Annotated in this window: 22 protein-coding genes; 12 read left to right on the top strand and 10 right to left on the bottom strand. The window is 44.8% G+C overall.

Translation table 11 applies throughout. From position 1 onward, the window contains the following. Position 1: 1 nt before the first annotated feature. Together PPIS_RS20180 and arfB are read left to right on the top strand one after the other, a co-directional pair. Positions 2 to 1210: an ABC transporter permease gene (locus PPIS_RS20180; RefSeq protein ID WP_010375623.1), complete on the top strand. Its 1209-nt coding sequence runs from the start codon at positions 2 to 4 to the stop codon at positions 1208 to 1210. A gap of 80 nt (positions 1211 to 1290) precedes the next feature. Continuing rightward, positions 1291 to 1704, top strand: a complete 414-nt coding sequence (gene arfB, locus PPIS_RS20185; RefSeq protein WP_010375624.1) for an alternative ribosome rescue aminoacyl-tRNA hydrolase ArfB — start codon at positions 1291 to 1293, stop codon at positions 1702 to 1704. Positions 1705 to 2042: 338 nt separating this feature from the next. Here the strand turns inward: arfB and PPIS_RS20190 are convergent, their stop codons facing one another. Further along, positions 2043 to 2426, bottom strand: a complete 384-nt coding sequence (locus PPIS_RS20190; RefSeq protein ID WP_010375625.1) for a hypothetical protein — start codon at positions 2424 to 2426, stop codon at positions 2043 to 2045. Positions 2427 to 2845: 419 nt separating this feature from the next. Between PPIS_RS20190 and PPIS_RS20195 the strand changes: the two genes are divergently transcribed. The 9 genes from PPIS_RS20195 to PPIS_RS20235 all read left to right on the top strand — a co-directional run bounded on the left by PPIS_RS20195 (position 2846) and on the right by PPIS_RS20235 (position 15863). Next, complete coding sequence (locus PPIS_RS20195) at positions 2846 to 6064, top strand: TonB-dependent receptor (RefSeq protein ID WP_010375627.1); 3219 nt, start codon at positions 2846 to 2848, stop codon at positions 6062 to 6064. Positions 6065 to 6170: 106 nt separating this feature from the next. Further along, on the top strand, positions 6171 to 7397 hold the full coding sequence (locus tag PPIS_RS20200; protein WP_010375628.1) for an amino acid deaminase: 1227 nt from the start codon (positions 6171 to 6173) through the stop codon (positions 7395 to 7397). 13 nt (positions 7398 to 7410) lie between these two features. Next, complete coding sequence (locus PPIS_RS20205) at positions 7411 to 8283, top strand: MurR/RpiR family transcriptional regulator (RefSeq protein WP_010375630.1); 873 nt, start codon at positions 7411 to 7413, stop codon at positions 8281 to 8283. After that, positions 8283 to 9749, top strand: a complete 1467-nt coding sequence (locus PPIS_RS20210) for an N-acyl-D-amino-acid deacylase family protein (protein WP_010375632.1) — start codon at positions 8283 to 8285, stop codon at positions 9747 to 9749. The genes PPIS_RS20205 and PPIS_RS20210 overlap by 1 nt, the downstream gene beginning before the upstream one ends. Positions 9750 to 9777: 28 nt before the next feature. After that, positions 9778 to 10164: a RidA family protein gene (locus tag PPIS_RS20215; protein ID WP_010375634.1), complete on the top strand. Its 387-nt coding sequence runs from the start codon at positions 9778 to 9780 to the stop codon at positions 10162 to 10164. A gap of 37 nt (positions 10165 to 10201) precedes the next feature. Beyond that, positions 10202 to 11632, top strand: a complete 1431-nt coding sequence (locus tag PPIS_RS20220) for a sodium:solute symporter family protein (RefSeq protein ID WP_010375636.1) — start codon at positions 10202 to 10204, stop codon at positions 11630 to 11632. Beyond that, a complete protein-coding gene (locus PPIS_RS20225) occupies positions 11629 to 12582 on the top strand; it encodes a sugar kinase (protein ID WP_010375640.1) in 954 nt (317 codons plus the stop codon). Before PPIS_RS20220 ends, PPIS_RS20225 begins: the two co-directional genes overlap by 4 nt. A gap of 13 nt (positions 12583 to 12595) precedes the next feature. After that, positions 12596 to 14956, top strand: coding sequence for a family 20 glycosylhydrolase (locus PPIS_RS20230; RefSeq protein ID WP_010375642.1), 2361 nt, complete (start codon positions 12596 to 12598; stop codon positions 14954 to 14956). A gap of 7 nt (positions 14957 to 14963) precedes the next feature. Further along, a complete protein-coding gene (locus PPIS_RS20235) occupies positions 14964 to 15863 on the top strand; it encodes an SMP-30/gluconolactonase/LRE family protein (RefSeq protein WP_010375643.1) in 900 nt (299 codons plus the stop codon). Between the two features lie 83 nt (positions 15864 to 15946). Here PPIS_RS20235 and PPIS_RS20240 read toward each other — a convergent pair whose 3' ends face one another. From PPIS_RS20240 to PPIS_RS20265, 6 genes are all read right to left on the bottom strand, one after another. Beyond that, complete coding sequence (locus PPIS_RS20240) at positions 15947 to 16888, bottom strand: PD40 domain-containing protein (protein WP_010375645.1); 942 nt, start codon at positions 16886 to 16888, stop codon at positions 15947 to 15949. Positions 16889 to 17125: 237 nt separating this feature from the next. Continuing rightward, positions 17126 to 18085 (bottom strand): DUF3137 domain-containing protein, encoded by a 960-nt coding sequence (locus tag PPIS_RS20245; RefSeq protein ID WP_010375646.1) that lies wholly within the window; start codon positions 18083 to 18085, stop codon positions 17126 to 17128. Positions 18086 to 18205: 120 nt separating this feature from the next. After that, positions 18206 to 19441 carry an ATP-binding protein gene (locus PPIS_RS20250; RefSeq protein ID WP_010375647.1) on the bottom strand — a complete coding sequence of 412 codons (1236 nt, stop codon included), beginning with the start codon at positions 19439 to 19441 and terminating at the stop codon, positions 18206 to 18208. Between the two features lie 7 nt (positions 19442 to 19448). Next, positions 19449 to 20138, bottom strand: coding sequence for a response regulator (locus tag PPIS_RS20255; protein ID WP_010375648.1), 690 nt, complete (start codon positions 20136 to 20138; stop codon positions 19449 to 19451). Further along, positions 20138 to 20527, bottom strand: coding sequence for a DUF3019 domain-containing protein (locus tag PPIS_RS20260; RefSeq protein WP_010375649.1), 390 nt, complete (start codon positions 20525 to 20527; stop codon positions 20138 to 20140). The genes PPIS_RS20255 and PPIS_RS20260 overlap by 1 nt, the downstream gene beginning before the upstream one ends. Beyond that, positions 20517 to 21392 (bottom strand): MipA/OmpV family protein, encoded by an 876-nt coding sequence (locus PPIS_RS20265; protein ID WP_010375650.1) that lies wholly within the window; start codon positions 21390 to 21392, stop codon positions 20517 to 20519. Before PPIS_RS20265 ends, PPIS_RS20260 begins: the two co-directional genes overlap by 11 nt. A gap of 210 nt (positions 21393 to 21602) precedes the next feature. On the opposite strand from PPIS_RS20265, the gene PPIS_RS20270 reads away from it, so the two are divergent. Beyond that, positions 21603 to 23606, top strand: coding sequence for a beta-propeller domain-containing protein (locus tag PPIS_RS20270; RefSeq protein ID WP_010375651.1), 2004 nt, complete (start codon positions 21603 to 21605; stop codon positions 23604 to 23606). A 91-nt stretch (positions 23607 to 23697) separates the two neighbouring features. On the opposite strand, the gene PPIS_RS20275 is transcribed toward PPIS_RS20270, so the two are convergent. Genes PPIS_RS20275 through PPIS_RS20285 form a run of 3 tightly spaced genes read right to left on the bottom strand, consistent with a single transcriptional unit; the run spans position 23698 to position 26023 of the window. Next, positions 23698 to 24951, bottom strand: a complete 1254-nt coding sequence (locus PPIS_RS20275; protein WP_010375652.1) for a sensor histidine kinase — start codon at positions 24949 to 24951, stop codon at positions 23698 to 23700. Next, entirely contained in the window at positions 24951 to 25643 is a 693-nt protein-coding gene (locus PPIS_RS20280) for a winged helix-turn-helix domain-containing protein (protein WP_010375653.1), read from the bottom strand. Before PPIS_RS20280 ends, PPIS_RS20275 begins: the two co-directional genes overlap by 1 nt. 8 nt (positions 25644 to 25651) lie before the next feature. After that, positions 25652 to 26023, bottom strand: a complete 372-nt coding sequence (locus tag PPIS_RS20285; RefSeq protein ID WP_010375654.1) for a DUF3019 domain-containing protein — start codon at positions 26021 to 26023, stop codon at positions 25652 to 25654. Positions 26024 to 26032 lie beyond the last annotated feature (9 nt).

Here is a 26032-nt window from a genome sequence, read left to right on the forward strand (position 1 = left end):
CATGAGAGATTTGTTGCCAATTTTAAAAACCTTAAACAAAAATAAGGCTTCTCCGCTACTACTGATATTGCAAATTGCGCTGACATTTACAATTTTGGTTAATGCCATTTATATGATGGTGCTTAAAGAACAAGAATTGGTGCAACCTACAGGGTTGGCCGAGAACCAGTTGTTCAGTTTTAGAACTAATTTTGAAGGTAGCGATGACGAAAAAAATGCAGCTCTTGATACCGACCTTGCCGATATCCGTGCACTAGCCAGTGTTGAAAGTGCTAGTACGATAACCAGTTTGCCACTCATTAATTGGGGGCGTTCACTCAATGTCGCGTTGACGCCTGAAAAGGAAGCTCGGATTACTCATGCTGGCTATTATGGTTCTGACGACACCATTGTAGATACGCTTGGACTAAGGGTGGTTGCAGGTAGAAACTTACAACATAACGATGTGGTGCATACGTATTTTGACGGCCATATGGAATCAGCCAGCGTGTTAATTTCGCAGGATTTGGCTCATAAAATCCGTCCTAACGATTGGCGCAGCGTTGTTGGAGAAACCATTTACGTTGCATTTGTGCCGCAGAAAGTGGTGGGAATAGTAGAGACAATGAAGTCACCTTGGCGGTTTTGGTACGCTTACGATATGACTGTAATAAGTTCGGTTAGAGAACATTATGAAGAAAGCATCATAGTAGTAAAAGCAAAACCTGGCCAAAGAGAAGTTGCAATGGAAGAAGTTCAAGCCTTAATGCTTACAAAGCCTGGTCGTCAACTTGATGCCTTTAAATCCTTCGAGCAAATAAAAACGGAAAACTTACAAGCGGATTATGCGGTGAGCCAAACGCTAAAAGCGGTGATCGCAGCTCTGGCGTGTGTAACTATGCTGGGGATCTTTGGTCAGGCAAGATATACAGTCTATAAACGTCGTAAGCAAATTGGTACTCGCCGTGCTCTTGGGGCGACTCAGGCCGACATTCTACGTTACTTTATGATTGAAAATGCGGTGGTGTCTTTATTTGGCATTACACTGGGCATAATCATCGCAATCACTGCGAATATTTATTTGGTTAATTACTTTGGGCTTACCAGTGTACCCGGTGATTATTTGATTGCAGGCGCGATAGTAATGTTGCTCGCAGGTCAGTTGGCGGTTACTTACCCTGCTATAATTGCTGCAAGAGTGCCTCCAGCTATCGCAACTCGAACAGCATAGCTACACGCTCCGCACTGATCGCTGCTATTTCAAGCCTTCCGTTACTTTGTTAAAATAGTAGATGGAGGCTTGAAATTACTATGCTTAAAATCTCAAATAATGTCACTCTAGCAGAGTGGGAAATCGATATTTCCGCTATTCGTGCCCAAGGTGCGGGTGGACAAAACGTCAATAAAGTCTCCAGTGCCATTCATCTTAGGTTTGATATCAACCGCTCAACACTGCCTGACTTTTACAAAGCGCGCCTGCTTGCACTTAAAGACTCTAGAGTGACCAAAGAGGGTGTCATTGTGCTTAAAGCACAGAGCTTTCGTACTCAAGAGCAAAATAAGGAAGATGCCTTGGAGCGGCTAAAAACACTGATCCTAGAAGCCACTAAAGTTGAAAAAGCACGCAGAGCAACCAAGCCAACAAAAAGCTCGCAAAAGAAACGTCTGAATCAAAAGACCAAACGTGGCCAAACCAAATCACTGAGGGGGTCAGTGAACTGGTAAAGTGCCTAATTAAATTTCATGTTACTTCTTTTTTCAATTCAAAGTACCTAAATAACCTGAGGTTTGGATAAGGAATGAGTTCTCTCATTGTTTTTAACTCACGTTAAATTATTTCCCTATCTAGCTGGGGATAACTCCGCTCTCGTGTACTGTTACTGCTCTGGTACCTACATTCGGTAGGTAAGACGAATTTACACAGCGATAGCAGGCTATTGGATGTGAATTCAACGCAGTTAACGCTAAAGCTGGCTGCTAGAAAGGCATCAATTATCCGAAGCTCAGATTAAATGGCAAAGCTGGAGGCGATGAATAAAGCTGCAAGTTTAAGGAAGAATTCATCATAATGTTATAACTAAAACTCCTAAGCTTACGGCTATGATTACACTGAGATGAAATTTTTTAACTTTATCGTGAGGTATAGGTGTAATTGAACTTACCTCTAATTCCACTTTAAGAGCACATGAGCGTGCAATCGCTGCGAATTGTTCTAGTTGCTTTTGACCTGCAACAAGCGCTTGATGATTTCCAATACAGAAAACGAGATATGCTAAAACTATTGCGATAGCCTCTACATGTGTTGAACTCGATGGTATTTTACCACCTATAGCGAATCCACACATCGCTAACGTTACGACGCTAAAGTAGCCCCAAAGTTTGTCGACTTGAGAATATTGTATTTGGTAAATATTTATTGCTTCAAATGCATGTTTTAGGTCGCACATAGTAGGTTCCGAATAATGATAAAGCCTGTAAAGGTAGCATAGTTCATGAGGCTGTTATCTACTGTATTTTTTGTTCATAAAGCTCCAAGTCTGAACCACGAAAAATCATTTTATTTTCTCTAATTAGTTAAGCATTTGCGTTTTTAACCTATTTTAAGTGTGGGTTGTAACTAATTTTAATTCCTTATATTTCAAAGTTATAGTCTACAAATCCAAATTTTTCACAAAAAAGTGTTTGCTTTTTAGTCTGCAATGTTAAAAAGTAACAATGTTATCTTGATTTTTTGTTAGTAAGTAACATGTGATGTGTTGGGGGCGTTTAGAGCACGTCGCTGTGTGGTAGGTTTTTGGGCTGTGGTGCTAATGATGGCATTGCTGGCTTTTTCACTGGTTTTTAAAAAGAAGAAAGGAACAACAAAATGTCAAAACTAGTCACCGATATTGGTAAACATAACCCTAAACGAAGCAAACTGAGCCTTGCGGTTTCGTCAGTACTTCTTGGGCTTTCTCCACTTTGGGTTGCCGCTGAAACTATGGGTCAAAATGACAGCGATGTCAAAACCTCAGAACAGAATGAAGCAGTTGAAGTCATTGAAGTTCGTGGGATCCGAGGCAGTATCAATAGCGCCCAAAACATTAAGCGCTTCGCTGATACGGTCAAAGACGTGATCACGGCGTCAGATATCGGGGCATTACCAGACAAATCGGTGACTGAAGCGCTACAGCGTGTACCGGGTGTTACGATTGAGCGATTTGCATCGTCCGATGATCCTAAACATTATGCTGATGAAGGTACAGGCGTGTTGGTTCGCGGCCTAGACAGGGTTCGCTCTGAGGTGAATGGCAGAGACGCTTTTAGTGCAAATCCGTCAGGCGGTTTGAGCTATGAAGACTTTCCTGCTGAATTGCTAGGCGCAGTGGAAGTGGTTAAAAACCAAACTGCGGATCTTATTTCAGGCGGTATATCCGGCACGGTAAACCTCATCACCCGCAAACCATTTGACTCTGATGAGCGGCTTATCTCGTTCAATGCAAAGGCCAATTATGGCGACTTTAGAGAAGAAGTGACGCCTTCGTTTTCAGCGCTGTTTTCCGACAGTTGGCAAACCAGTGCAGGTAAGTTCGGATTTTTAATTGCGGCTTCTTCATCAGAATATCAGACTCGAGGAGATGGTGTTGGCCTTGGTAATTTCCACTCTCGAGGCGATTCCTTTATTCCTACCTTGGATCAATGGGGTGGCATAACAGGCGTTGATCCGTCGTCGCCTGTAGATGGCCCCGCTTTACCAGGGCAACCAGCTGGCAGTGTATGGCATGTGCCTGTTGCTATCCATATGAGCACAGCAACTAATGACCGTGAACGTACCGGCTTAACCTCTTCACTGCAGTGGGCAAATGCCGATGAGACTATAGTTGCGACATTAGAGCACATTCGCTCAGAAGCGTCTCTTGAGTGGAACGAGCGCCAAATAGGACAAGCAGCTCAAGGCTTTAAAGGTTTTATGGGGTCTTCACAAAATTGGACTGAAAGTACGGAAAGTGGCCATCCACTCACTACAGATGATGGTTTTGTGACTTCCGGTATTGCACTTGGCGTGAGCCCAGAAACGCCATTCTTTTATCGTAGCCGCTGGAATTACAACGAAAATACCGTGAAGGACACTTCATTTAAACTAACGTTAAAACCAATAGATAGATTGACGGTCGATTTTGATTACCAGCGGATCGACTCCGACAAAGAAGTGCAAAACTACGGTATGTCGGGTCAAACACGGGGAAACCATGTCCACGTTGTCTCGCCTTATTTCCTCGATATGCGTGGCTCAAGGCCGACAGTAGAGTTTCTCAGTGACAATATTCTAACGGCAGGTTGGTCACCCAATGAAGATTGGAATGGACCTGTGCCTAACCTGTTTTTGGGCAGCGGTATGGAGCAGGTTGAGCGCAATACCGCAGAATCAGACAGCGTTAAACTGGATTTTAAGTATGAGCTAGACGGTCATTTCACGAGTGTTAGTTCCGGTTTTTATATGTCAGATAAAGACCTAACCGTACGAGATACGGCTTACGAGGGTTGGTCTGCAATTGGCACCCCATGGATCCAAGATGACCGGAATGCCGCCGCGGCGGTAAATCGTCCAGAATTATTTGAGCGCGTTGATTTTTCAGATTATTACAATGGTCAGGTATTACAGGGGCCAGTCAATAACTTTTTGTTCCCAAGTATGGAATTGGTGAAAAACTACGCCGAGTCTTTGCGCCAAGGTTGTCGTGATGGTTGGCACAATGCTACCAACAGTGCGGCAAACAACGGCACATGCTCTGGCACTTATGTACCTTATGAAGACAAACCCAATCGCGTTGAAGGCCCATTCGCTGCGCACAATATAAGTTCGACTAACGAGAAGCGTACTGAATTTTACATTCGCGGTGATTTTGACTTCGAGTTTCAAGACATTCCTGTGGTGGGCAACGTTGGTCTGCGCTACGTAAACTATCAACTTGAGTCTACGGGCGCTTTGGTGCAACCCGCTCTCATCAAACGTGGTGAAGAGGGGACATCACTCAATAATGTGATGCAGCAGGCAGAATATAAGCGATATTACGACATTGCAGGGGGAGAGTCCGAACTCAGTACCGTTGATGGCACAGATTATAGCACTTTGCTTCCGAGCTTAAATTTGAGTTTTGGTGTATCAGAAGACGTAGTGGTGCGATTTGGTGCATCAAAAGCGTTGTATTACCCAAGCTTAGTTGATGCCAGAAATATCAGTATTCTTAACTTGGATTACACTCGCGTGCTACAAACTCCCGGCGCTGATTACGACGAGGCAACTAACCCCGTTGTTGGGCTAGACGATATCAGTCTAACGGCGCTTTCAGGGAATCCTTATTTAGAGCCTGAAGAAGCAATCAATACCGATTTAACTACCGAATGGTATTTCGCGTCCGCAGGTTATGTGACGGTAGGGCTATTCCACAAAAAGTTAGATAATATAATCCGTAGCCGCGCCTTTGATCTTGATGTGTCTTATGGCGGCGAAGATTATGATGTCTCTGCTTACGGCCCCGCTAACACGGGCTCTGGCACCATTCGTGGAATGGAGTTTTCCTACTCACAATTCTACGACATGTTACCGGGTGCATGGAGCGGTTTAGGTTTGCAACTTAACTTTACCTATATCGATCAAGATGGACTTGAAGATCCAAATGAAGTCTCTAAAGGCACGCTTGGTTTCGATGAAAATGGTAACCCGCTGAGCGATAATCGTAATACCTTCCGAGTATTTGGAGGTTTGCCGCTACAAGGTTACTCTGACCAAAACTTTAATGTCATTGGTATGTATGAGTACGAGGATATTTCTTTTCGCCTTGCATACACTTGGCGCTCTGAGTATTTGCTCACACTTAGGGAATCTGAAGAGTATGTCCCTGCCTATGCAGAGGCTTCAGGTATGATGGATGCAAGCTTGTATTACACCATCAACGACCATTGGAAAGTGGGTTTTGAAGCCAGCAATTTATTGGATACGGAAACCAAAACCAAGTATCAGATGGACCAAGCTGGGACAAAAACGCAGGCACTCAACTTTACCACGGATAGGCGTTTTGCATTGAGCGTCCGTGCGACTTTTTAATGTCAGCAAGGGCCAAGTGCAGCTTGGCCTGATACCAATCGCAGTGAGTCAATGTGCTATTTTGACGTGGGGAATTAATGTTTAAACTCAAGGATTTGAATATACGATGGCAATATTAGCGAAAGGCACTGGCGACCCACAACAACTAGAAGATGGCGGCTGGGATATTCTCGCAGAGCAGGTAAGTTTGCCAGTTGCAGTGATAAAGCAAGACGCCATCAGCCACAACGCGAATTGGATGGCGAATTTTGCAAAGGAAAGCCAAGTGTTATTGGCACCCCACGGCAAGACGACGATGTCACCAGCGCTATTTAAACTACAGCTTGAACATGGCGCATGGGCCGTCACGGTAGCGACCGTGCCACAAGTATCCGTAGCCATTTTCGCGGGCGCAAAACGCGTGATCTTAGCGAATCAACTTGTTGGCGAATATCATCTGAAGCAAGTTGCTAGCATGCTTACTGATACTGACGTTGAGCTCTATTGTTTTGTTGACTCTATTGCAAATGCGCATGCTTTAGGCACATTTTTTACCCGGCATTCGCTGCGTATTTCCATTTTTCTCGAGGTGGGGGTTGAAGGCGGTCGCGCTGGTTGGCGCAATCTTGCAACGTTAGTGCAGCTAGTCAATGTATGCCAACAGTATGCTAGCTTAGAGGTAGCAGGCATTGGATTTTATGAGGGCGTGATCCACGCTGATAATGCCGAGCAAAGGATCGCCACATTTGTTAGCTCAGTAATAAAAACCGCGGCAGACTTACTACAAAAAGACGCATTTTCAAAGACCTTACCTATTATCACGGGGGCGGGTTCCGCTTGGTACGATGTTGTGACAAAGGAACTAAACAAAAGTAAACAGGCTCAGCAATTTCGTTTTGTGATCCGTCCCGGCTGCTACCTTATTCACGATACCGGGATCTATCAGGATGCGCAGCAAGCGGTGTTATCACGGAGCAACCTCGCATGCGATTTGGGGGAAAACTTAGTGTCGAGCTTAAGCATATGGGCTTACGTGCTTTCGACTCCAGAGCCGGGCGTCGCGATAGTTGGTATGGGTAAAAGGGATGTCGCATTTGATGCTGGCATGCCCACACCAGAGCTGATTTACTCTCCGCTGTCAAAGCAGCTGTGCTCATTAGGCAGCGCGGTAAAGGTCGAAACAATCATGGATCAACATGCTATGGTAAGTATTGCATCTGGGTGCGAGGTACAGGTTGGCGATATGATCTGCTTTTCGACTTCTCATCCTTGCCTGACCTTTGATAAGTGGCGACAAATTGGTGTTGTCGAGCAAGATTGGGTGATCACCCAAACCATTTCTACCTATTTTTAATTGAGGCGAAGCTGTGGACATTATTAGCAAAATTAAGGAAGGTTTGGGGCATTTTAGCCCAGCGGAAGAAAAAGTCGCTCGGCTTATTTTGGCCGAGCTTAACTTTGCTGCAAGCGCATCTATTAGCGAGCTAGCTGAAAAAGCACAGGTCATTCACGCCAGCATTACGCGGTTAGCGCGTAGCTTAGGCTGCACCAATGTACGTGACCTTAAGTTTCAGCTAACACAATCAGCCGCAATTGGTGAGCGTTTTACAAATCCTGAGCCAATTGAAAAAGAAAAGATTTCTCATGTTTATACCTCTATTCAGGAGATCCTCACGCTCAATGCGGGATTAATCGATGAAGCGGCTGTGGAACAGGCGAGTGAAGTGATTTGTGCCACACGTCATTGCTTAATTTTTGGGGTTGGTGGTGGTAGCAGCCTGATGGCACAAGAATGTCAAAATCGCTTATTTCGCTTGGACGTACTTAGTAATGCTCACTCCGATCCCATGATGATGCGCATGGTTGCCGCAACGGTGAATAAAGGGGATGTGGTGATTTGTCTCTCGCTTAGTGGTGTTTCTCCTGATGTGAAAGCGGCGGCGCTTATCGCCAAAGAGTATGGTGCAGAGGTTATTGCTATTTGCCCAGTGAGCGACTTGGCGGACATTGCCGATCACCACTTACCCATCAAAACTCAAGAAAGTGATTACATCTTTAAGCCCAGTGCTGCGCGCTATGCCATGATGGCTGCAGTGGATATCTTGTCGAGCGAAGTCGCCATGCGTAATCAAAAGCGCTCAAGAGAAAAGCTCAGACGGCTTAAAACCCAGTTAGATCAGCACCGAGATAAAAACAGCAATATGCCACCTGCCGATAAACGCTTTCCGCTGGGGGATTAATGCTGAGCTCATCTCTTTATGTTGATACCCTCATTCAAGGCGCGACGGTGTATTTTGAACCAGGCTCTGAAGCGCAAGTGGTGGATGTTGCGATTAGCAAAGACAAAATTGTTGCGCTTGGCAACTGCAACCACTTGCAAGCACAGCAATGCATCGATGCCACGGGCTTAGTGCTCGCACCGGGTTTTATTGACGTACACACCCATGATGATCTTGAAGTGCTGCGAGGCCCACATATGCTGAGCAAAGTGAGCCAAGGTGTCACCACCGTCATTGCCGGTAATTGTGGCATTAGCGCAGTGCCTTATTGTACAAATCAAGCGCCGCTCGACCCCATTAACTTACTCGGGGAGCAATCAGAATTCGCCTATCGTGAACTACAGGATTATCAACATGCCTTTAGTAACGCCGCTCCGAGTGTGAATTTAGCCATGTTAGTTGGTCATACAACGCTCAGAGCGCAGGTCATGACGGATTTATCTCAAGCCGCCAATGCGCAAGAACTTGAACAGATGAAAACCTTGCTGCATCAAGCGATGGCGCAGGGGGCGATAGGATTTAGTACTGGTCTTGCTTATTACAATGCTAAGGGGGCAAATCAAGCTGAAGTGAATGCGTTGGCCGAGGTTGTTACACCATTTGATGGTATCTATACCACGCATTTGCGCACGGAATTTCAAGGAGTCATCCGAGCCATGGACGAAGCCTTTGCAACGGCAGAGCATGCCAAACTGCCGCTGGTTATTTCACATATAAAATGCGCAGGTAGAGAGAATTGGGGCAGAGCGCCTGAGGTATTAGCGCATTTTGAACAGCATAGGCAAACACATCCAGTGAGCTGCGATTGCTACCCTTACGCCGCGAGTTCAAGCACCTTAGATCTTAATCAAGTGACGGAGGAGACGGATATTTTTATTACTTGGTCGGAGTCTCATCCAGAACTTGCACAACAAAGCTTGGCAGACATTGCTACGCAATGGCAAGTGCCTCAGCTCGAAGCGGCAAAGCGCTTGCAGCCAGCTGGTGCTGTGTATCACTGTATGCTGGAAGATGATGTGCAGCGGTTTTTAAGTTATGAACACAGCATGGTAGGGTCTGATGGTTTGCCGTGCGATCCGCATCCGCATCCGAGACTGTGGGGGACATTTCCGCGGGTGCTTGGACATTACTGTAGAGAACAACAATCGCTGCCGTTGGCATTGGCTATCTACAAAATGACAGCGTTGCCAGCAGCGCGCTTTAAGCTTCGGCAACGTGGCAATATTCAAATTGGTTACTTTGCCGATCTGGTGTTATTCGACCCCAGCCGGGTGTTAGACCAAGCAAGTTACAGTAATCCAAAACAACTTGCCTCAGGCATTGTCAAGGTTTGGGTGAATGGCAAGCTCAGCTATGTTGAGGGCGCGAATGCAGACACTATTGTCGATTTCGGCCGAGCAGGACGATTTCTAACGCGTCAAAACTAATAAAAATCAAAATCATCAAGAGGTTAACATGACAATAAGAAGAATAGGTGCTGAGGGCGGCACGGGCACTGGTGGACAACACTTACCCTTTGCGCGAGCAGTTGAAGCTGGCGGTTGGTTAAAGGTCTCGGGGCAAACGCCAATGCGAGATGGTGAAGTGGTTGAGGGCGGCATTGTTGAGCAGTCGCGTCTGGCCATCGAAAATTGCATCGCGATTATGACCGAGGCGGGTTATGGCCTTGAGCATGTTATGCATGTCTCTGTGGTATTAACTGACGCAAGATATTTTCAGTCCTTTAATAAGGTTTTTGCAGAGTATTTTTCAGCGCATCCTCCTGCGCGAATTTGTATGGTGGCCGACTTAGTCGTGGACTGTAAAGTTGAGGTTGATGTCACCTGTTACAAAGGCGAATAGACGTTATACGAACAACAATGTTCATAGGAGGAGAAGCATGACGGATAGTCAGCAAATGTATTTGCTTATTTTTCTGTTGTATTTGTCTGCCATGATAATCGTGAGTTGGCTGGCATCTCGGTGGCAGCGGTCTAATTGCGACTATTTATTAGCTGGGCGAAAAGTACCGCTGATGCTGACGTTAGGCACCACCGTTGCCACTGTGGTTGGCACCGGCTCGTCGATGGGAGCGGTAGGCTTCGCCTATCAACACGGTTGGGCGGGCACGCTTTATGGTATCGGCGGCGCGCTAGGTATTTTATTGCTGGCTTGGTTGTTTGCGCCGGTTAGAGCTGAGCGCTTTGCGACGATGAGTGAAGAGTTAGCGAGCTATGTTGGCAATCATCAAGTCGTTAAAAAGCTTTTAGCGATATTGATTTACGCGGCAAGTGTCGGCTGGCTAGGCGCACATTTGATTGGCGGGGGCATGTATTTAGCTTGGCTCACTGGTCTAGATGAGACCAGTGCAAAACTGATTATTGGATTGGGGCTTGCGGTATACGTGACCTTAGGCGGATATTCGGCGGTAGTCTGGACGGATGCAATTCAGGCCGTTATTTTGTTTTCGGGTTTTTTGTTGATGACCTACTTTGTAGTCGAGGTGATTGGTGGTTGGCAAACGCTAACCAGTGCTTCGGTTGCAGCGGGAGCAGGGCTCTTTTCATATCATAATATTGGTTTGTTGCCTGCTATTTCAATGGCGCTGGCGGTGCTGGTGGGTGTATTGGCAACACCATCCTTTAGGCAGCGGATCTACTCCGCCAAAAGCATAAGCAGTATTCGTACTTCGTTTATTATCTCGGGATTACTTTATTTAGGGTTTTCATGTATTCCTGCGGTGATTGGTATCGGTGCTTATGCAGTTAACTCGAGTTTAGACAACCCTTCATTTGCTTTTCCCTATTTGACGTTAACGGCGATGCCAGTGTTGATTGGCGGCTTTATTTTATTGGCGGGTATTTCCGCAACGCTTTCTAGTGCCAGCTCCGACGCCATTGCTGGAGTGAGTGTGTTGGTTGCTGATATTTATCTGACTTGGTGTAAGGGAAATATTGCGCCACACAATCCGCTTTTGGTCTCTCGTATTGCCATGTTGACTACCGTATCGCTGGCATTATTTATGGCGGTGTTGTCGAGCGATATTATCAGCTATATCACCAAAATGATTTCCGTTGTATTAGCGGGGCTTTGTGTTATGGGGTTATTGGGGCGCTTTTGGCAAGGTTATACTTGGCAAGGCAGTTTAGTCACCTTGATGGCAGGTTCCTTTGCTGCCCTACTCGTTGGTATGCACGACGATTGGCTGGCTTATTTTGGTAACCCGATTATTCCTGCGCTGCTCAGTGCTTTGGTGTTTGGCGTATTGACGAGTGTGGTGACAAAGTGCAATGAAACCGCATCGTCCGAAAAAACGGAAGTGGCATCATGAAAGGCGCAATAAAACAGTTGGTGTGCTTTGGTGAATGCATGGTGGAGCATAGAGCAGACGGGACTAGCTCGTTTGGCGGTGATACCTTTAACACGGCTTGGTACTTGGCTCAGTTACTCAAGCAAAGTAACGATAACCACATAGCAGTTAGTTTTGCCAGCGCCATTGGTACGGACAAGGCCAGTACAAACTTGCTTGATATGTTGTCAAACTCGAACGTCAGGCAAGACTATATTGTGCTTGAACCACATAGCGCACTTGGCGAGTACTGGATTACGCTCGATGAGAAAGGAGAGCGACGCTTTACCTTTGCTCGTGAACACAGCCCCGTAAGGCAGTATTTTAAGCGTGATGAAACCTTAACTCAGGCACTTCACAACAAGCTTATTGATGCGATCTATCTCTCTGGAATAAGCCTTGCTATCCTATGTGCGTCGCAGAGAAAGCACTTATTTGAGGCGTTAGCCGCGTTTAAAAAGCGAGGTGGACTCATCTTTTTTGATAACAACTATCGTCAAGCTCTTTGGCGAAGTGATAATCCCGAATTGAGTTATCAGGCTGTAATGGCGCTGGCGAATATCGCATTTTTAACCGACGAGGACGAATATGCAGTGTATGGCACCGCAAATGTGGACGAAATAATCGCAGAGCATCAAAAGCACCGCTCACAACTTTTAGTTATTCGCCAAGGCGCTCAGCCATGCGTGCTCGTGTCACCTGATAATTATTCACCCATTTATATCGCGGCGCAAAACATAGCGCCGCAGCTTATCTTAGATACCTGTGGTGCAGGAGATGCATTTGCGGCAGGGTTTTTAGCACATTGGCTGAAAGGTTGCGATTTGCAAACGGCTGCGTGCTTTGCACACCAAGTTGCCGCCGAGGTGATCCAGCATCACGGCGCGCTGATATCCGCCGACTTTCTGCCAAAGCTTGTTACTCAGGAATAGTGTCATTATGAGAATGTACTTTAGTCTTTTTTTATTCATCGTGTTGTTGCCGATTTTAACTGCAAAGGCAACGCCTCTGTCGCTTATGCCTATGCCACAACAAGTAAGTATGACCGAAGGCTCGCTGGTGTTTGATAACGAAATCAAGGTTTCGATGCACGGCTTTAGTGCGCAAAGGCAGGCTTTTCTGCTCGCCAGAACGCAGCAATACATTGAGCGCATTACTGGAAAACCTATCCCTTTACGGGTAGTAAAAGATGGCAAAGCGGACTTAACCATTCGCGTGGAAAATATCGAAACCGAGTTACAGTTTCCTCAGCTGAATATGCCAGAAGACTACCAGCTTCAAATTGAAAAGGGTGGAATAGTGCTTAGCGCAACCTCCGTTTTCGGCGCGCAGCATGGTCTTGCTAGCCTGTTACAACTAGCTCAGAGCAAAGTCTTGGGTCAGTTAACATTCCCTTACACGGCTATCAGCGATAGTCCCCGTTTCCCTTGGCGTGGGCTACTTATTGATAGTGTTCGCCATTTTATGCCAATCGCGACAATAAAGCGCCAACTCGATGGTATGGCTGCGGCAAAGCTAAACGTTTTGCACTGGCACTTAACTGATGACCAAGGCTGGCGAATGGAAAGTAAGGTGTTTCCTAAGCTGACTCAACTGGCCTCAGACGGATTGTATTATCGTCAATCAGAAGTGAAAGAAGTGATTGAGTATGCAAGCCTTTTAGGGATCCGCGTGGTGCCTGAATTTGGTATGCCGGGGCATGCAAGCGCGATTGCCGTCGCTTACCCAGAGCTGATGACTAAAGCGCAACCTTATGAGATGGAGCGCCATTGGGGAGTATTTAAGCCCCTGCTCAATATCGCAAGTCCTGATGTGTACACCTTTATCGACGATTTACTGGCTGAGATGGCGAGTTTATTTCCAGATGGCTACCTGCATATTGGTGGTGACGAGGTAGAGCCTGAGCATTGGTTGGCAAACTCTGAAATACAGGAACTAATGGCAAAACATGCGTTGAAAAACGGTCACGACCTGCAAAACTACTTTAATATTCGCGTACAAAAGCTTATTGCTAAGCATCAACGTGTGATGATGGGGTGGGATGAAATTTTTCATCCGGCGTTGCCTACGGATACTGTCGTGCAGTCTTGGCGTGGTCATGATTCGTTGAATGCAATTGCAGAAGCAGGTTATCAAGGCATTTTATCAACCGGGTTTTATATTGATCAGCCGCAGTATTCATCATTTCATTACCGTAACGACCCACATCCGGTGCTACCGACAGTGGATCTCACTCAACCGCGAGTATTAAGTTTAGCCTTTACGATCCCACGCCTAAAAGGTAGCGCAGTCAAAGGGGAGCTTGTGGTGTTGGGTGAACAAGTACTTATAAAGCTAAATAACAACCGCCATCAGCTAGCACAAACAGATAGGCCAATTACTAGCAAGACTCAGCAATTTGCCGCTACCATGGATAGTTGGATGGGACCGTTACAGTTTGAGTTTCATAAAGCACAGCAACAAGGCGCGGTAATGATTGGTAATAGCCGTTATCCGCTCACACTTGAGGCGCTTGAAAAACCACAACCAGTCAAGGTTTCAACACTGTTGAGCCAAGTAAACGACGGACATATTTTAGGTGGCGAGGCGACCATTTGGAGCGAAATGGTCACCGAACATAATCTTGATGTCAGAATATGGCCGCGACTTTTTGTGATTGCCGAGCGTTTATGGTCCGCTAAAACGCTTACGGATAGCAAGCAGATGTACGCGCGATTGGATCATATTAGCGATTTTGCACATAACGTGATTGGCTTAGGTCATAAAACGCAGCAACAAGTGGGTTTTAATAGGCTTATCAGCACAACCTTGGATGAGCCAAAGCGTAAGGCTACGCTTGCATTACTCACTCATCTTGCTGAGCTTGTAGAGCCAAGTCACTATTACACGCGTCACCATATTAAGTTCTTAAACGACGAGTACCACCAGTTTGCAGCGCTTGATAAATTTGTCGACTATGTTGCGGTTGAAAGCCGTCAGGTGAGGCTGCTTGAGGAGCGAGTCGCAAGCTATATCGCTGGTGATAACACTGTCTTAGCGTACATTGGCGCGATATTGCAACGCTGGCAAGCGGGGCTTGAGGCGTTAACACTGTTACAGCAAAGTCCAAAACCTACAGAAGCACACTCAACGGCGTTAAAGGTGACGCAGTTTATTGCATTGAGTCAGCAAGTACTTGAAGTTTGTAAAGGGGCTTTACAAGTTCCGCACCTCGATAGCCAACTGCTAGCGCTGCAAAATTTAACGGATGAAGTGGTCATAACAGGAATATATCCAGTTCGAGCGCTTTTCCTTCATTGTAAATAGGAAACTCATGAGAAAGGTCATACTCAGTTTATTTTTGCTACAGAGCAGTGGTTATGTAGCTGCCAACACGGTTGTAGATACACAAGATTGGATAACGGATGGTGTTTTCACGCAAGGTATTGAGGGACCTGCGGTGGACGATGCAGGCGTGTTATATGCGGTTAACCATCAGCAGCAAGGCACTATTGGTAAAGTGACTGCACAAGGTAAAGCCGAAACCCTGCTGACGTTAAAAAATGGCTCTATTGGTAACGGTATTCGCTTTGATAAGCAAGGAAATATGTATATAGCCGATTACGTCAATCATAATGTGCTTAAAGTCACCAAATCGGCACTTGCACAAGGTGGTGATTTGTCACAATCCGTGACGGTATTTGCTCACGATAATCGCATGGATCAACCTAATGACCTTGCGAGCATGGACAACGGAATTCTTTTCGCCAGCGATCCTAATTGGCAAGCCAGCAGCGGTAACCTTTGGCGTATAAATACAAGTGGAGAGGTAACCCTATTGGAAGCGGATATGGGCACCACCAATGGCATAGAAGTTAGCCCTGACAATAAAACGCTTTATGTGAATGAAAGCGTGCAACGTAAAGTATGGCGCTATGAGTTAGATGAACAAGGCAATATTAGTAACAAACAATTATTTATCTCGTTTACCGATTTTGGCTTAGATGGTATGCGTACTGACAACCAAGGCAATCTTTATATCGCCCGTTATGGCGCTGGTGTGGTCGCTGTGGTTTCACCTCAGGGCAAGCTAATGAAAGAAATTAAACTGAAAGGCAAGCACCCGACCAATGTGGCTTTTGGTGGTGGGGAGGGTAAACGCTTATTTATTACCATGCAAAAACGCGGTGCTATCGAGATGGCTGAGGTAGAGTTTGCAGGACGAGAAAAATAGTTCGGCTCAGTGTAAATTAGCCATCAGCAATTAAAGATAGGTAGCTGGCAGCTCTAAGCTGAGCTGCCACATCTAACACGTTGCTAAATCTGCTTAGTCGACTTTCCTGCAAAATAAGCTTCTTTTAGCCGGGTAATGACCTCGGTGCTTACCCAATAAATGTTTGATACATTACCGGGTTCATTATATCTGCCAAAAAACAGGTATTTACCATCGGGTGTAACTCTTGGGACGGTTTCTGAATACGGGGTATTGACCCCTTCACCTAAGTTTATAGGGCTCGACCAAGTGCCATCCTGCTCCTTAAAATAGACATATAGATCGTTATCTTTTCGACTTTTATCGCCTCTGTGACGGCTATTAACCAATAGGTAATCGTTAGCGGGCGAAATAAAACCATGAAATCCAAACTCAATATCAATGGCTTTGGGAGTCGTAAGCGCGCCGTTTTTATTTTCAGCGGTATACATTTTGCGTTCTGACATATTTGAAAAAACAGTGTCGCCATTTGCGCTTTGGTTGAAGTCTGAAAACTTTCCCGTATTTATTGCTGAATCGAACCTTTTAGCCTCACTCCAGCCACCTTTGCTACGAGTAACGTACCAAATTCCGGACGCTTTGGGGTCATCTGAACGCGCGGTAAAGTAAATCCGGTTGTCGTTCAGGCTTACATGGGGGACCAGTTCATAACTCATTCTTCCATCAGTAAAATTTGCTGCTTGAGGTTGAGTCCACTGTGCATTTTCTATTTTTGAATACATGATCCGTGGGCTTGAATCCACATTTTCTTGCTCTTCAAAGGCAGTAAAATACACTTCTGTAAGGTCGGGAGAGAACGACACGCCGAATTCATAACGGCCGTCAATCGAGATGATATCGGGGGCAAAAAGCTGCGCGGTTAACCCCGGCGGTGTCTGGCCGAGCCAAGGTCCTTTTAGCGTTGGAAAGGCTTCGTTAGCATGGACATGATTGGTGAGCATGACGGCTGCAAAAAGTAAGGGGGTGGCGGGTTTTATAATATTCATGCTGTTTTCCTTAAGCGCTAGATAAACCTGCTTACAGTAGCAGGGGGTAAGCGATCTACATTATTCTTTTGAACAGAGAACACTGTATCATCTTTGAACTAACTCCGTGTCTAACCTAGTGTAAAAAATAGCTAAGTTGGTTTAAGGACCTCAGAGCTTTTTTGTAATGGTTATAACAGTCATTGTGTTTGTCGTTAGATTATTGCATTTTCAACCATAAACTATCTAAGTCTAGCATCAGTGCACCAGACTTTTTGCTAGATTTTCAATCAGTAAGAGTTGTTTTGCTATGTCTTCTGCCCAGCTGGGATCGTACTCTTTTTGCAGCTTTTTTGGGTTAAATAAGTTGGCGCCATAGTCAAGAGAGATCAGTATATCGCTACCTTCAATAAACATTTGGGCTTTTACTTCGGGGATTTTTAACCCTTTTGGTAGGTTACCGGATGAAAAGAACGTTTTGACTTGCGATAATTTCGCCATATATTCTGGCGTGAGTACTTCGCGACAGGTTTCTTCATCTTTAGCATAGACTTGATACTCTTTTTCAAAGTCTCTTTGTGCAAATTTAACTCGCTGTAATCCTTTTAGAGATTGACGTCGATTTATCAGCATATTCCAAAGCCCCGCATCTTGTAACACCACGATTGGAGTATCTACAGGTTCAGGCATACTCAGTTTTATAACTGCACCATTAAACAAACGTTTACTGTCATTATTCTGATGATGTGTGCGTATATGTACTTCAGTAAAGTAAAAATGAATGCCATTTACTTCGCCGTTAAATCCATCTTCAGCTACAGCTCGTCCTCCTTTGGTTAATATACCTGCACTAATAGCTTCCTCGCAGATAAGTAAATTACCGCCGGCTGAATACTCTAAGTTAAGCGCCGAAGCAATTGGCGCCATCATGTAAGCTCGAGTTAACACACCCTTGGTGAAAGACTCAAGAGAGTGTTTTAACAAAAAGTAGATAGGAATTATTGAGATTAAGAGAAAAGGCGCAAGAAATAGTAAGGGGATTGCAATACCAATTGCCCACCACTTATAGCGTTCAAGTGGCTTCAATTTATTGTCAAGATCGCTATCAAAACTGGATGTGGTTTTATCTAAATTGTAATAGGCCTCTTTTAATTGCATCTCAACACCAGCTAGGCGTGGATCAATATGATGGAGAGACCTTTGATCTAATAAAGCCATAAACTTTCCTTGTAAGTCATGTTTAAATACAACCGGTATAAAAATTTTACTCAAATAAAATGGTAAAGGTAAAATCTTTGTTTTATGCGGTATCCACCGCTATACATACTTCTAGATAAACTACTTTGCCAGTGGCAAAGTCAGAGTGAACTTAGCGCCGCCAAGTTCGGAGAACTCAACATGGCAACTGCCGCGATGCCAAGTGGCGATTTTACGCACGATAGCCAACCCAAGGCCATAACCACCGTTATCTTTGCTGCGACTTTCATCTAAGCGTGAGAAGGGAATAAAAACCGACTCCCACTGAGATTTAGGAATTCCATCACCGTCATCCTCAATATGGATATAGGCATTGCTTTTGTCACACTCAATATTAATCGCTATGGTTGAGCGACCATATTTATCAGCGTTTTGTACAATATTTTGCAAAGCCCGAGAAAGATAATGTAGGTTGCCAGAGATGATGACTGTATTACTCATTTTCTTGAACGTTATTTTTTTAACGGTAAGCTTATTGAGTTTGCTTATCTGATCGCTGACAAGTTCACAAAGGTCAATTGGCGTTATCTCAAGTTTCTCTACTTCAAATTCAAGCCGTGCGTAAGCTAGCATTTCATCAATCATTGCCTCCATTTCGACCACATCGTCCGCCATATCACTTGCTTGCTCACGACTTTGCTCCGGCAGCATAGCTAAAGCAAATTTAAGTCGAGCAAGTGGAGTGCGCAGGTCGTGAGAAACCGCATTAACGAGTAGTTTTTGGTTTTCAATGAGCCTTGCAACTTGAGATGCTAAGTCGCGGATCTGCTCGGTTAAATTTGAAATGGCAGAAAATCGGGAATGTCGGGTCGCTTTAGGTAGTTGACCTTGAGTGAGGTTTTCGGTGATATATCTCAGTTGCAATAAATCAAGCCACAAGGGTCTTATCCACAGCATCAGTAAAAACGCGAGCACGGCATAAGAAAGCAACTTGATGATCCATTGTTTGTTGGCAGCAGAAGCCGCCGGTGCTAATGGCCCTAATTGCAGCAGCAACGTTGAATCAGGTACTTTGAAAGTCAGCCAAGCGCGGCCTTCATCGTCAAAACTCGTTAAAATCCCCCCTTGAACTAAAGTGCTGGCTTGCTCAGGCAGCCAAGCGACATCATCCATGTTGAGTATTTTGAGCGTTTCTGACTCTTGGGGTAGCTGGTCTGAGGAAATCGTGGATTTCAGTGTGTTGGCAACTGCTTTTGCATGTCGCAACTCATCGGGCGCGGAGTGCACCCAATGAGACCAAATGGCTTCGCTCACTTGGTTGATAACGACAATACTGGTAAACACAGCCAAATAGAGGCTGAGTAATAGCTTTAGCACAAATACACTAGCCCCAAGCAGACTTAGAGCAGAGGTAGCCCTTACCCCACACGGTAATAAGCCTCGCGGGTTGCTCTAGATTGTCGCCAAGCTTTTTACGCAAACGGCTAATACGTACGTCAACGCTTCTATCTAATCCGTCATATTCGCGGCCAACAACATGTTTATAGATATAGTCTCGACTCAGCGTTTCGCCCGCATGGCCTGCTAATGTCTTTAGCAAATCAAATTCATAGCTCGTGAGCTCAACCTCATCTCCAGCCAAATAGACCTTACGGTCCGATTTATCTATTTGTAATTCGCCTAAGGTAATAGAATCAGACTGAACTTCATCATTTTGTGTACGTCTTAATAGCGCATTCAAACGGGCAAGCAGTACGTATGGCTCAACAGGCTTGATAATGTAATCATCAGCACCGATTTCAAGCCCTTTTACATGGTCGAAGTCGCTGTCTTTGGCGGTAAGAAATAAAACCGGCCCTTTAAACTCACCGCGCGCAGCTTTGCAAATAGAAAAACCATCAAGTCCCGGTAGCATAATATCTAAAATGAGAATGTCAGGTTTTTCTGCTTCAATGGCTTTAATGGCGTTAATACCATTGTGTAATTGAACGACTTCAAAGCCGTTATGGATCAAGAACTTTGCGGTTAACTCCGCTAGTTTTACATCATCTTCGACAAGTAATACCTTGGCCATTAAAACACACTCCAATCGCTTCTGAGTTTGCGTCTATATTGTTGGTTGACGCTTGTGTGTACTTCAATATTTTGTTTTGCAACAACGTTATTTTTAGCATCTTTTAGGGTAAAGAGCATGGACTTTGAGAGTTGGATAATTTGTGTTGATTTTGCCTCCTTGGCCTGCTCCCAGCATTGTAATTTTTGTTTTTCCTGAAATAAACATAGGTTCATTTTAGAGGGCGATTGCCAAGCAATTTTTGCCGTCATTTCACAGCGTTGCCCTGCTTGTTTCACCATACATGTAATCGGTTTTATTTCTAAATTAATGCCATTGTTGGGTTTGGTTAAAGCTCTACTTGGTGCGCTGAAAATTATAATTATGATTAAGTACAACCTAAAATTCATATTTTCCCCCGACAAAAACCGTCGCGGTATAGCTATCCTCGACTATCGGGCTATCTGTCATTGTGCTATCAAGTTGCTGATATTTGGCGTTAAATTTAAAGGTCCAAGACTCACTCACGGGATAAGAGTAGGCAAAGCTAACATAGGGTTGGAAGCTTGAGCTGCCTTTATACCATAGCTCACTATTCGGTGTATCCGCTTTGTCTATGCCGTAGTAATAGTCCACCAGTTGTCGACTTTTCCATTTTAGCCCCGCTTTAATAAACACATAAGTGTTAGGTGAACTATCGAATCTAAAACGATAGCTGACTCCAACATCAGCATTGTAACCTTGATAAGTGTTGGTGATATCGGTGAGCCATGATGCGCTGATTTTTACGCTATCACTCATTATCCAGTGGGCTAAAACGCCGCCATCTATGGCCCATTTTCTCGACTCGATATCATCCAAAGAAATTGCGGTTTGCTCTGCGGCAAATTCACCGCCAGGCAGCTCATTGCTGGCATCAAACCCCATTTTTTGCACGAATATATTACTTGGGTGAAATTTCTCGAAATAGGCCTGCTCGGTATTAAATGTGCCGATCAAGCTAAGATCAAATTTATCAGTGTAGTGAAAGGTATAGCCCAAAGTCCCATTATCGAGAAAGAGGTGTTCACCGTAATAACTAATATAGGGCACAACAACCAAGGGAATATTTTCACCGTCATGGAGTGGGTTGGAGATAACACCGCCGCCAAGGGCAATGCCAAATCGCCATTCATCGACTGGCGTACACTCGCTGTCATTGGCGTCACATGGCACCGCCGTGGCATTTACCTGAATGGTAATCAGCAAGGTTAAGGCCATTAATAACTTATTCAACTTGGAACTCCAGTTCTGAATTTGGGCTTTGCACTGGCTTTTTAGAGGTGTCAATCAAAGCGCATTATTACTACCAGTGTAATTTACCAGTCGCTGTACAAATTACCAGAAAGGGTAACATTAAATAACAAAACAAGTAGCGAAGATAACAGAAATTTTAGTGTGAAAGTTTAGGCTTACGTTGGCACTTAACTTACAAGGAAACATATCATGAGATGCAAAATTTGGCTCAGTCTTCCGCTTGCCGCTAGCCTTTGCGCATGTGGTGGTAGTAACGACAATGATGAAGATAAATTACCAGAACTTAACGCACTTAATAATAGCTCTGCGCCTTTGAAGTCAGCTTCATCAGCTCAGTTTAGTCAGTTTATCAAAAACGGTATTTTCGTTGCCAGCGGTGGATTGAATAATGGCGATGATTTGGAAAACCCATCAGCAACCACAGATAGTGCACCTTACTCAGGCACCAATCAACTGGTTGAAGGGGTATCAGAAAGCGACCGGATTAAATTCGATGGCCGTTACTTATTTATCGGTGGCTCGACCAGCGTTGCATATGCGGATACTGACAGCAAAACCTTCGTTAGGATCTTAGATACAGAAGCTACGGATGTCCCTACACAAGTTAATGAATTAGCGGTATCAGATTCAGAGTTTGCAAGCCAAAATCTTTACCTTAAAAACAATCAACTCATCAGCGTATTAATGGACTATGAGTATGATTTTGCTGATGGTATGTCATCGCAAGAGGTGCAACCTGAGGTCAATTATCAAGGCGTGATTGAGCTTGCTTTTAGTAACGTATCCCTACCCGCACAGGCTGAGGTCGAAAAACGCTTTCAAATTGATGGTTCACTAGTTGGCAGCAGATTAATCGGTGACAAACTCTATGTTATCGCCGACCATACTATACGCTACAGTGGTTTTAATAGCGCTGACAAAGTAGCAAGCTACAATCGCTTAATGGACACTAACATTAACGATTTATTACCTCAATTTAGAAATTTAAAGCAAGGAAGTGTAGCGCCACTGGTTGCCGCAGATGGCTGTTATTTGCCAGCAGATGCTACTGCGCAAGATGGATATAATGGCTTAACAACAGTGACTGAGATTGACATTCGCAATCCTGATGAGGTGAAAACAACTTGCGTCAGTACGCGCACCTTTGGCTTTTATATGTCTGCAACAGCAGTGTATCTTTACAATTACTCCTTTAATGACAGTGATGGTGATGTCAACACATCAATCTGGGATCCATCAGGCATAGTATTACATAAGTTATTGTTAACGGATGAAGGGGTGACATACCAAGCAACTGGTGAGGTGGAAGGTCAACTTGCTCGTGTTAGCGATACGATGGCTGCGACTCGATTTGATGAAAAAGATGGCGTTCTGCGCGTAGTAACGAGTCAGTATGATACAGATATCGGTAATAGTCATAAGTTGTATATGCTCAAACCACAAGGGAATGAACTCAACACTGTGGCGACGCTACCAAATAGCCAAAATCCAACCCCTATTGGCAAAATTAATCCGGATACGGGGCTTGTGGATGAAGATATTTATGCGGTTAGATATTTTAACGATACTGCCTATATCGTGACCTTTAGACAAATAGACCCTCTCTACGTTCTGGATTTATCTGACGCATCACAGCCTAAAATCGTTGGAAGTTTAGAGATCCCCGGTTTCTCTTCTTATCTGCACCCTGTTGGTGACGGTTTGCTTCTTGGGGTAGGTCAGCACCTTGGAGACCCTGATGGAAACGTGCAGCCTGGCACCAAAGTGAGCTTGTTTGATGTGGCAGATCCTGCTGAACCCAAGCTATTAAAAGATCATACGTTTGTAGGGGGATTTACACCGCTGGAATATGATTATCGCGCTTTGGCCATGCTAAAAGACAATGCCTCAGTAACCCGGTTCACTTTGCCGATTGTTTACTGGAATACAGAGCAAGTGAATGAAAGTAGTTATAACTGGTATAGCCAAAACGATCTCGCCGCATTTGAAATTATCCACGGTGTGGACTCAACGCTCACTTATCGCGGGAGTAGCCGTGCCGAGCTAGCAACGCCCATAGCGAGTGATAAAGCACTCGGGTATACCGAAGCAGATAGAGGGCTTATTCAGTCTGATAAACTGCTCTATATCCATGGTAACTACGTGTGGCAGAGCAATTGGCAAACGCCTGCTGACAACAGCGGACCACATTAACCTAGCTCCCTTTGAATAGTAGGTTGTTGTACATTGTTTCGTTGCCAAGCGGTGAACTGTAGCACTGCTTACCACAGCTTCAGAGTTAACGTTACTTTTGCTGAGTCTGTATCAGCGAAACAGTGATTTTGGCCCCGCCCAGCGCGGGGCTTTTTTGAATTACAATAGTACCGCCAAAACGAGTGACTATACGCTGCACAAAGGCCAAGCCAATGCCATACCCTGATTGCGATTGAGAATCGTCGCGATAAAACGGTAGTAGCACTTTGTCTCGAACCTCGTTACTTATACCTATCCCGTCGTCTTCAATAATAAGCTTAACCTTGTCATTATCGACTCGGGTTTCTAGTGATATTTTACCGTTGGCATATTTTATCGCGTTAGATAGTAAGTTATTGATTAGCATACGTAAGTACTGGCCATCACCAATGACCCAGCAAGGCTTTGACGAAAGTTTTAGTGTTAAGTCATGATGGTGGGCGTTATTGGCTAACTGGCGAGCCATTGCATTCAAGTCAACAGGCTGAAGTTCCACGTCATCAAGACGGTGCTGCAATCTTGCGTAATCTAAAATAGCATCAATCACTTGCTCCATTTCATCAAGGTTTTGGTTGATCCTATTTTCGTACTGTGCCCGCAGCTCATCATCATGAGTTTCAGCCAGTGTATCTAGCCCCATTCTCACCCTTGCAAGAGGCGTACGTAATTCATGAGAAAGTCCGCTGCTTAATAGCTTCATGTCAGTCATTAACCCGGCTATTTGTCGTGCCATTTGATTAAATGCTTGCTCAATATCCTTTAAGTACCATACCGTGCCGACTTGCACGCGGGCGTTGAGTTCGCCCTTACCCAGCTGATGTGCGGCATTTTTGAGCTTTAACAGCCTGGCAATAAATGGGGTTAAAAAGGCGACGACAACAACGATAACGATAGCGTAAAATAACAAGGTCATGAGCAGGCCATATTTAGTCTGCAATTGCTTCTGCATTGTCAAAACATAGACATTTTCTTGGCTTGTAAGTATGCAAGCGCTTACTGATGATTCGCTTTCGAGGTAAATAAACCGCTGCTGAGAGAGTTTGCGGCTTAAGCTCACAGGAAGTGGATAGTCGGCTCTTGGTACAAGTTGAGCGGTTAGTGTTTGGTGCAGTGGGATCGCAATAATTTGTGATTCTGGTATGTTGTCTTTAGCCATTGCGGCAATAATTGGTGAGGTTGTGCTCAGTGGATCGTAGTGGGCTTCATTATTCTCTGAGGATGAGGCGATAAGCGAGTCAAATATCAGCCCTGTGATAACGCTTGCGAGCGTTAAGATGGTAAGCAAAGCAAACACGAAGCGCCACATTACCATACTTCCTTCGCCAACAGATATCCTTTACCCCATACTGTCTTTATTCTAAATGGGTTTTGGCCATCATCACCGAGCTTCTTTCTCAGTCGCGAAACACGCAAATCTATAGAGCGGTCAAACCCATCATAATCAAATCCTCTGAGTGCTTTAGTAAGCTCATCTCGGGTAACAATTTTTCCAGCTTTACTGGCAAGTACCCAAAGCGCATCAAACTCATTGCTGGATAAGTTAACGGGCTGCCCAGCAAGAGTAACGCTTCTGTCTTCTTTATTGATATAGAGATCGCCAAACTCAAGTGTTTGTTTGGGAGCTGTATCTTGAGGATGATGGCGCCTTAATAGCGCTTTTATGCGAGTTTCTAATAACCTGCCTCTTACTGGCTTTTTGAGATAGTCGTCAGCACCCATCTCTAAGCCGATAATTTCATCAATTTCCTCATCCCTTGCTGTTAGCATTAATATTGGGATGCTTAGCGACTGACGAAGTTGCTTGCAGACTTCAAAGCCATCTAAACTTGGCAGCATGCCATCTAAAATCACCAAATTGGGAGGAGAGGCTAAAACGTGCTCCAGCCCGTCTTGACCATCATGATATAGCCGCACTGAAAATCCCTTGGTAGAGAGGTAATCACTCAGCCACTGGGCCAATTCTTTATCGTCTTCTATTAGGACTAACTCGGCTACCACAACTACTCCTAGAAAAGTCGCCAACGCACCGCGTTACTTTTTTGTTGTTTAAATACCCAAGCATATTGCAGCGCATAGCTTGCGAGAATATCATTGTTATCTTTTAGGGTAATGAGTAAGTCTTTCTCGACTAAGATTTCGCCTTGCCAACTCGCGGTTTGTTGCTGTTGCCAGCAAACTAACTCTTTTTCATCGGCATGGAGGCAAAAATTACCGGTCACCGAGGTTTGCCACGTCACTGAGAGGTCGATAAAACACTGTTGGCCTTGTTCGAGTGCAACACATTGCCCTGGTTTTACGGTCCATACGGGGACGTTAATTTCTTCTTTTGCTTGAGTTTGCATTGCCAGTAGGGCTAAGCCAAATAGTCGTATTTTCATATTTAGCTC

Source organism: Pseudoalteromonas piscicida, assembly GCF_000238315.3.
GTDB classification, from domain to species: Bacteria; Pseudomonadota; Gammaproteobacteria; order Enterobacterales; family Alteromonadaceae; genus Pseudoalteromonas; species Pseudoalteromonas piscicida.

Coding starts and splice junctions, on each gene's coding strand:
- PPIS_RS20180 (WP_010375623.1), top strand. CDS start 2: ATGAGAGATTTGTTGCCAATTTTAAAAACCTTAAACAAAAATAAGGCT.
- arfB (WP_010375624.1), top strand. CDS start 1,291: ATGCTTAAAATCTCAAATAATGTCACTCTAGCAGAGTGGGAAATCGAT.
- PPIS_RS20190 (WP_010375625.1), bottom strand. CDS start 2,426: ATGTGCGACCTAAAACATGCATTTGAAGCAATAAATATTTACCAAATA.
- PPIS_RS20195 (WP_010375627.1), top strand. CDS start 2,846: ATGTCAAAACTAGTCACCGATATTGGTAAACATAACCCTAAACGAAGC.
- PPIS_RS20200 (WP_010375628.1), top strand. CDS start 6,171: ATGGCAATATTAGCGAAAGGCACTGGCGACCCACAACAACTAGAAGAT.
- PPIS_RS20210 (WP_010375632.1), top strand. CDS start 8,283: ATGCTGAGCTCATCTCTTTATGTTGATACCCTCATTCAAGGCGCGACG.
- PPIS_RS20215 (WP_010375634.1), top strand. CDS start 9,778: ATGACAATAAGAAGAATAGGTGCTGAGGGCGGCACGGGCACTGGTGGA.
- PPIS_RS20220 (WP_010375636.1), top strand. CDS start 10,202: ATGACGGATAGTCAGCAAATGTATTTGCTTATTTTTCTGTTGTATTTG.
- PPIS_RS20225 (WP_010375640.1), top strand. CDS start 11,629: ATGAAAGGCGCAATAAAACAGTTGGTGTGCTTTGGTGAATGCATGGTG.
- PPIS_RS20230 (WP_010375642.1), top strand. CDS start 12,596: ATGTACTTTAGTCTTTTTTTATTCATCGTGTTGTTGCCGATTTTAACT.
- PPIS_RS20235 (WP_010375643.1), top strand. CDS start 14,964: ATGAGAAAGGTCATACTCAGTTTATTTTTGCTACAGAGCAGTGGTTAT.
- PPIS_RS20240 (WP_010375645.1), bottom strand. CDS start 16,888: ATGAATATTATAAAACCCGCCACCCCCTTACTTTTTGCAGCCGTCATG.
- PPIS_RS20245 (WP_010375646.1), bottom strand. CDS start 18,085: ATGGCTTTATTAGATCAAAGGTCTCTCCATCATATTGATCCACGCCTA.
- PPIS_RS20255 (WP_010375648.1), bottom strand. CDS start 20,138: ATGGCCAAGGTATTACTTGTCGAAGATGATGTAAAACTAGCGGAGTTA.
- PPIS_RS20260 (WP_010375649.1), bottom strand. CDS start 20,527: ATGAATTTTAGGTTGTACTTAATCATAATTATAATTTTCAGCGCACCA.
- PPIS_RS20270 (WP_010375651.1), top strand. CDS start 21,603: ATGAGATGCAAAATTTGGCTCAGTCTTCCGCTTGCCGCTAGCCTTTGC.
- PPIS_RS20275 (WP_010375652.1), bottom strand. CDS start 24,951: ATGTGGCGCTTCGTGTTTGCTTTGCTTACCATCTTAACGCTCGCAAGC.
- PPIS_RS20285 (WP_010375654.1), bottom strand. CDS start 26,023: ATGAAAATACGACTATTTGGCTTAGCCCTACTGGCAATGCAAACTCAA.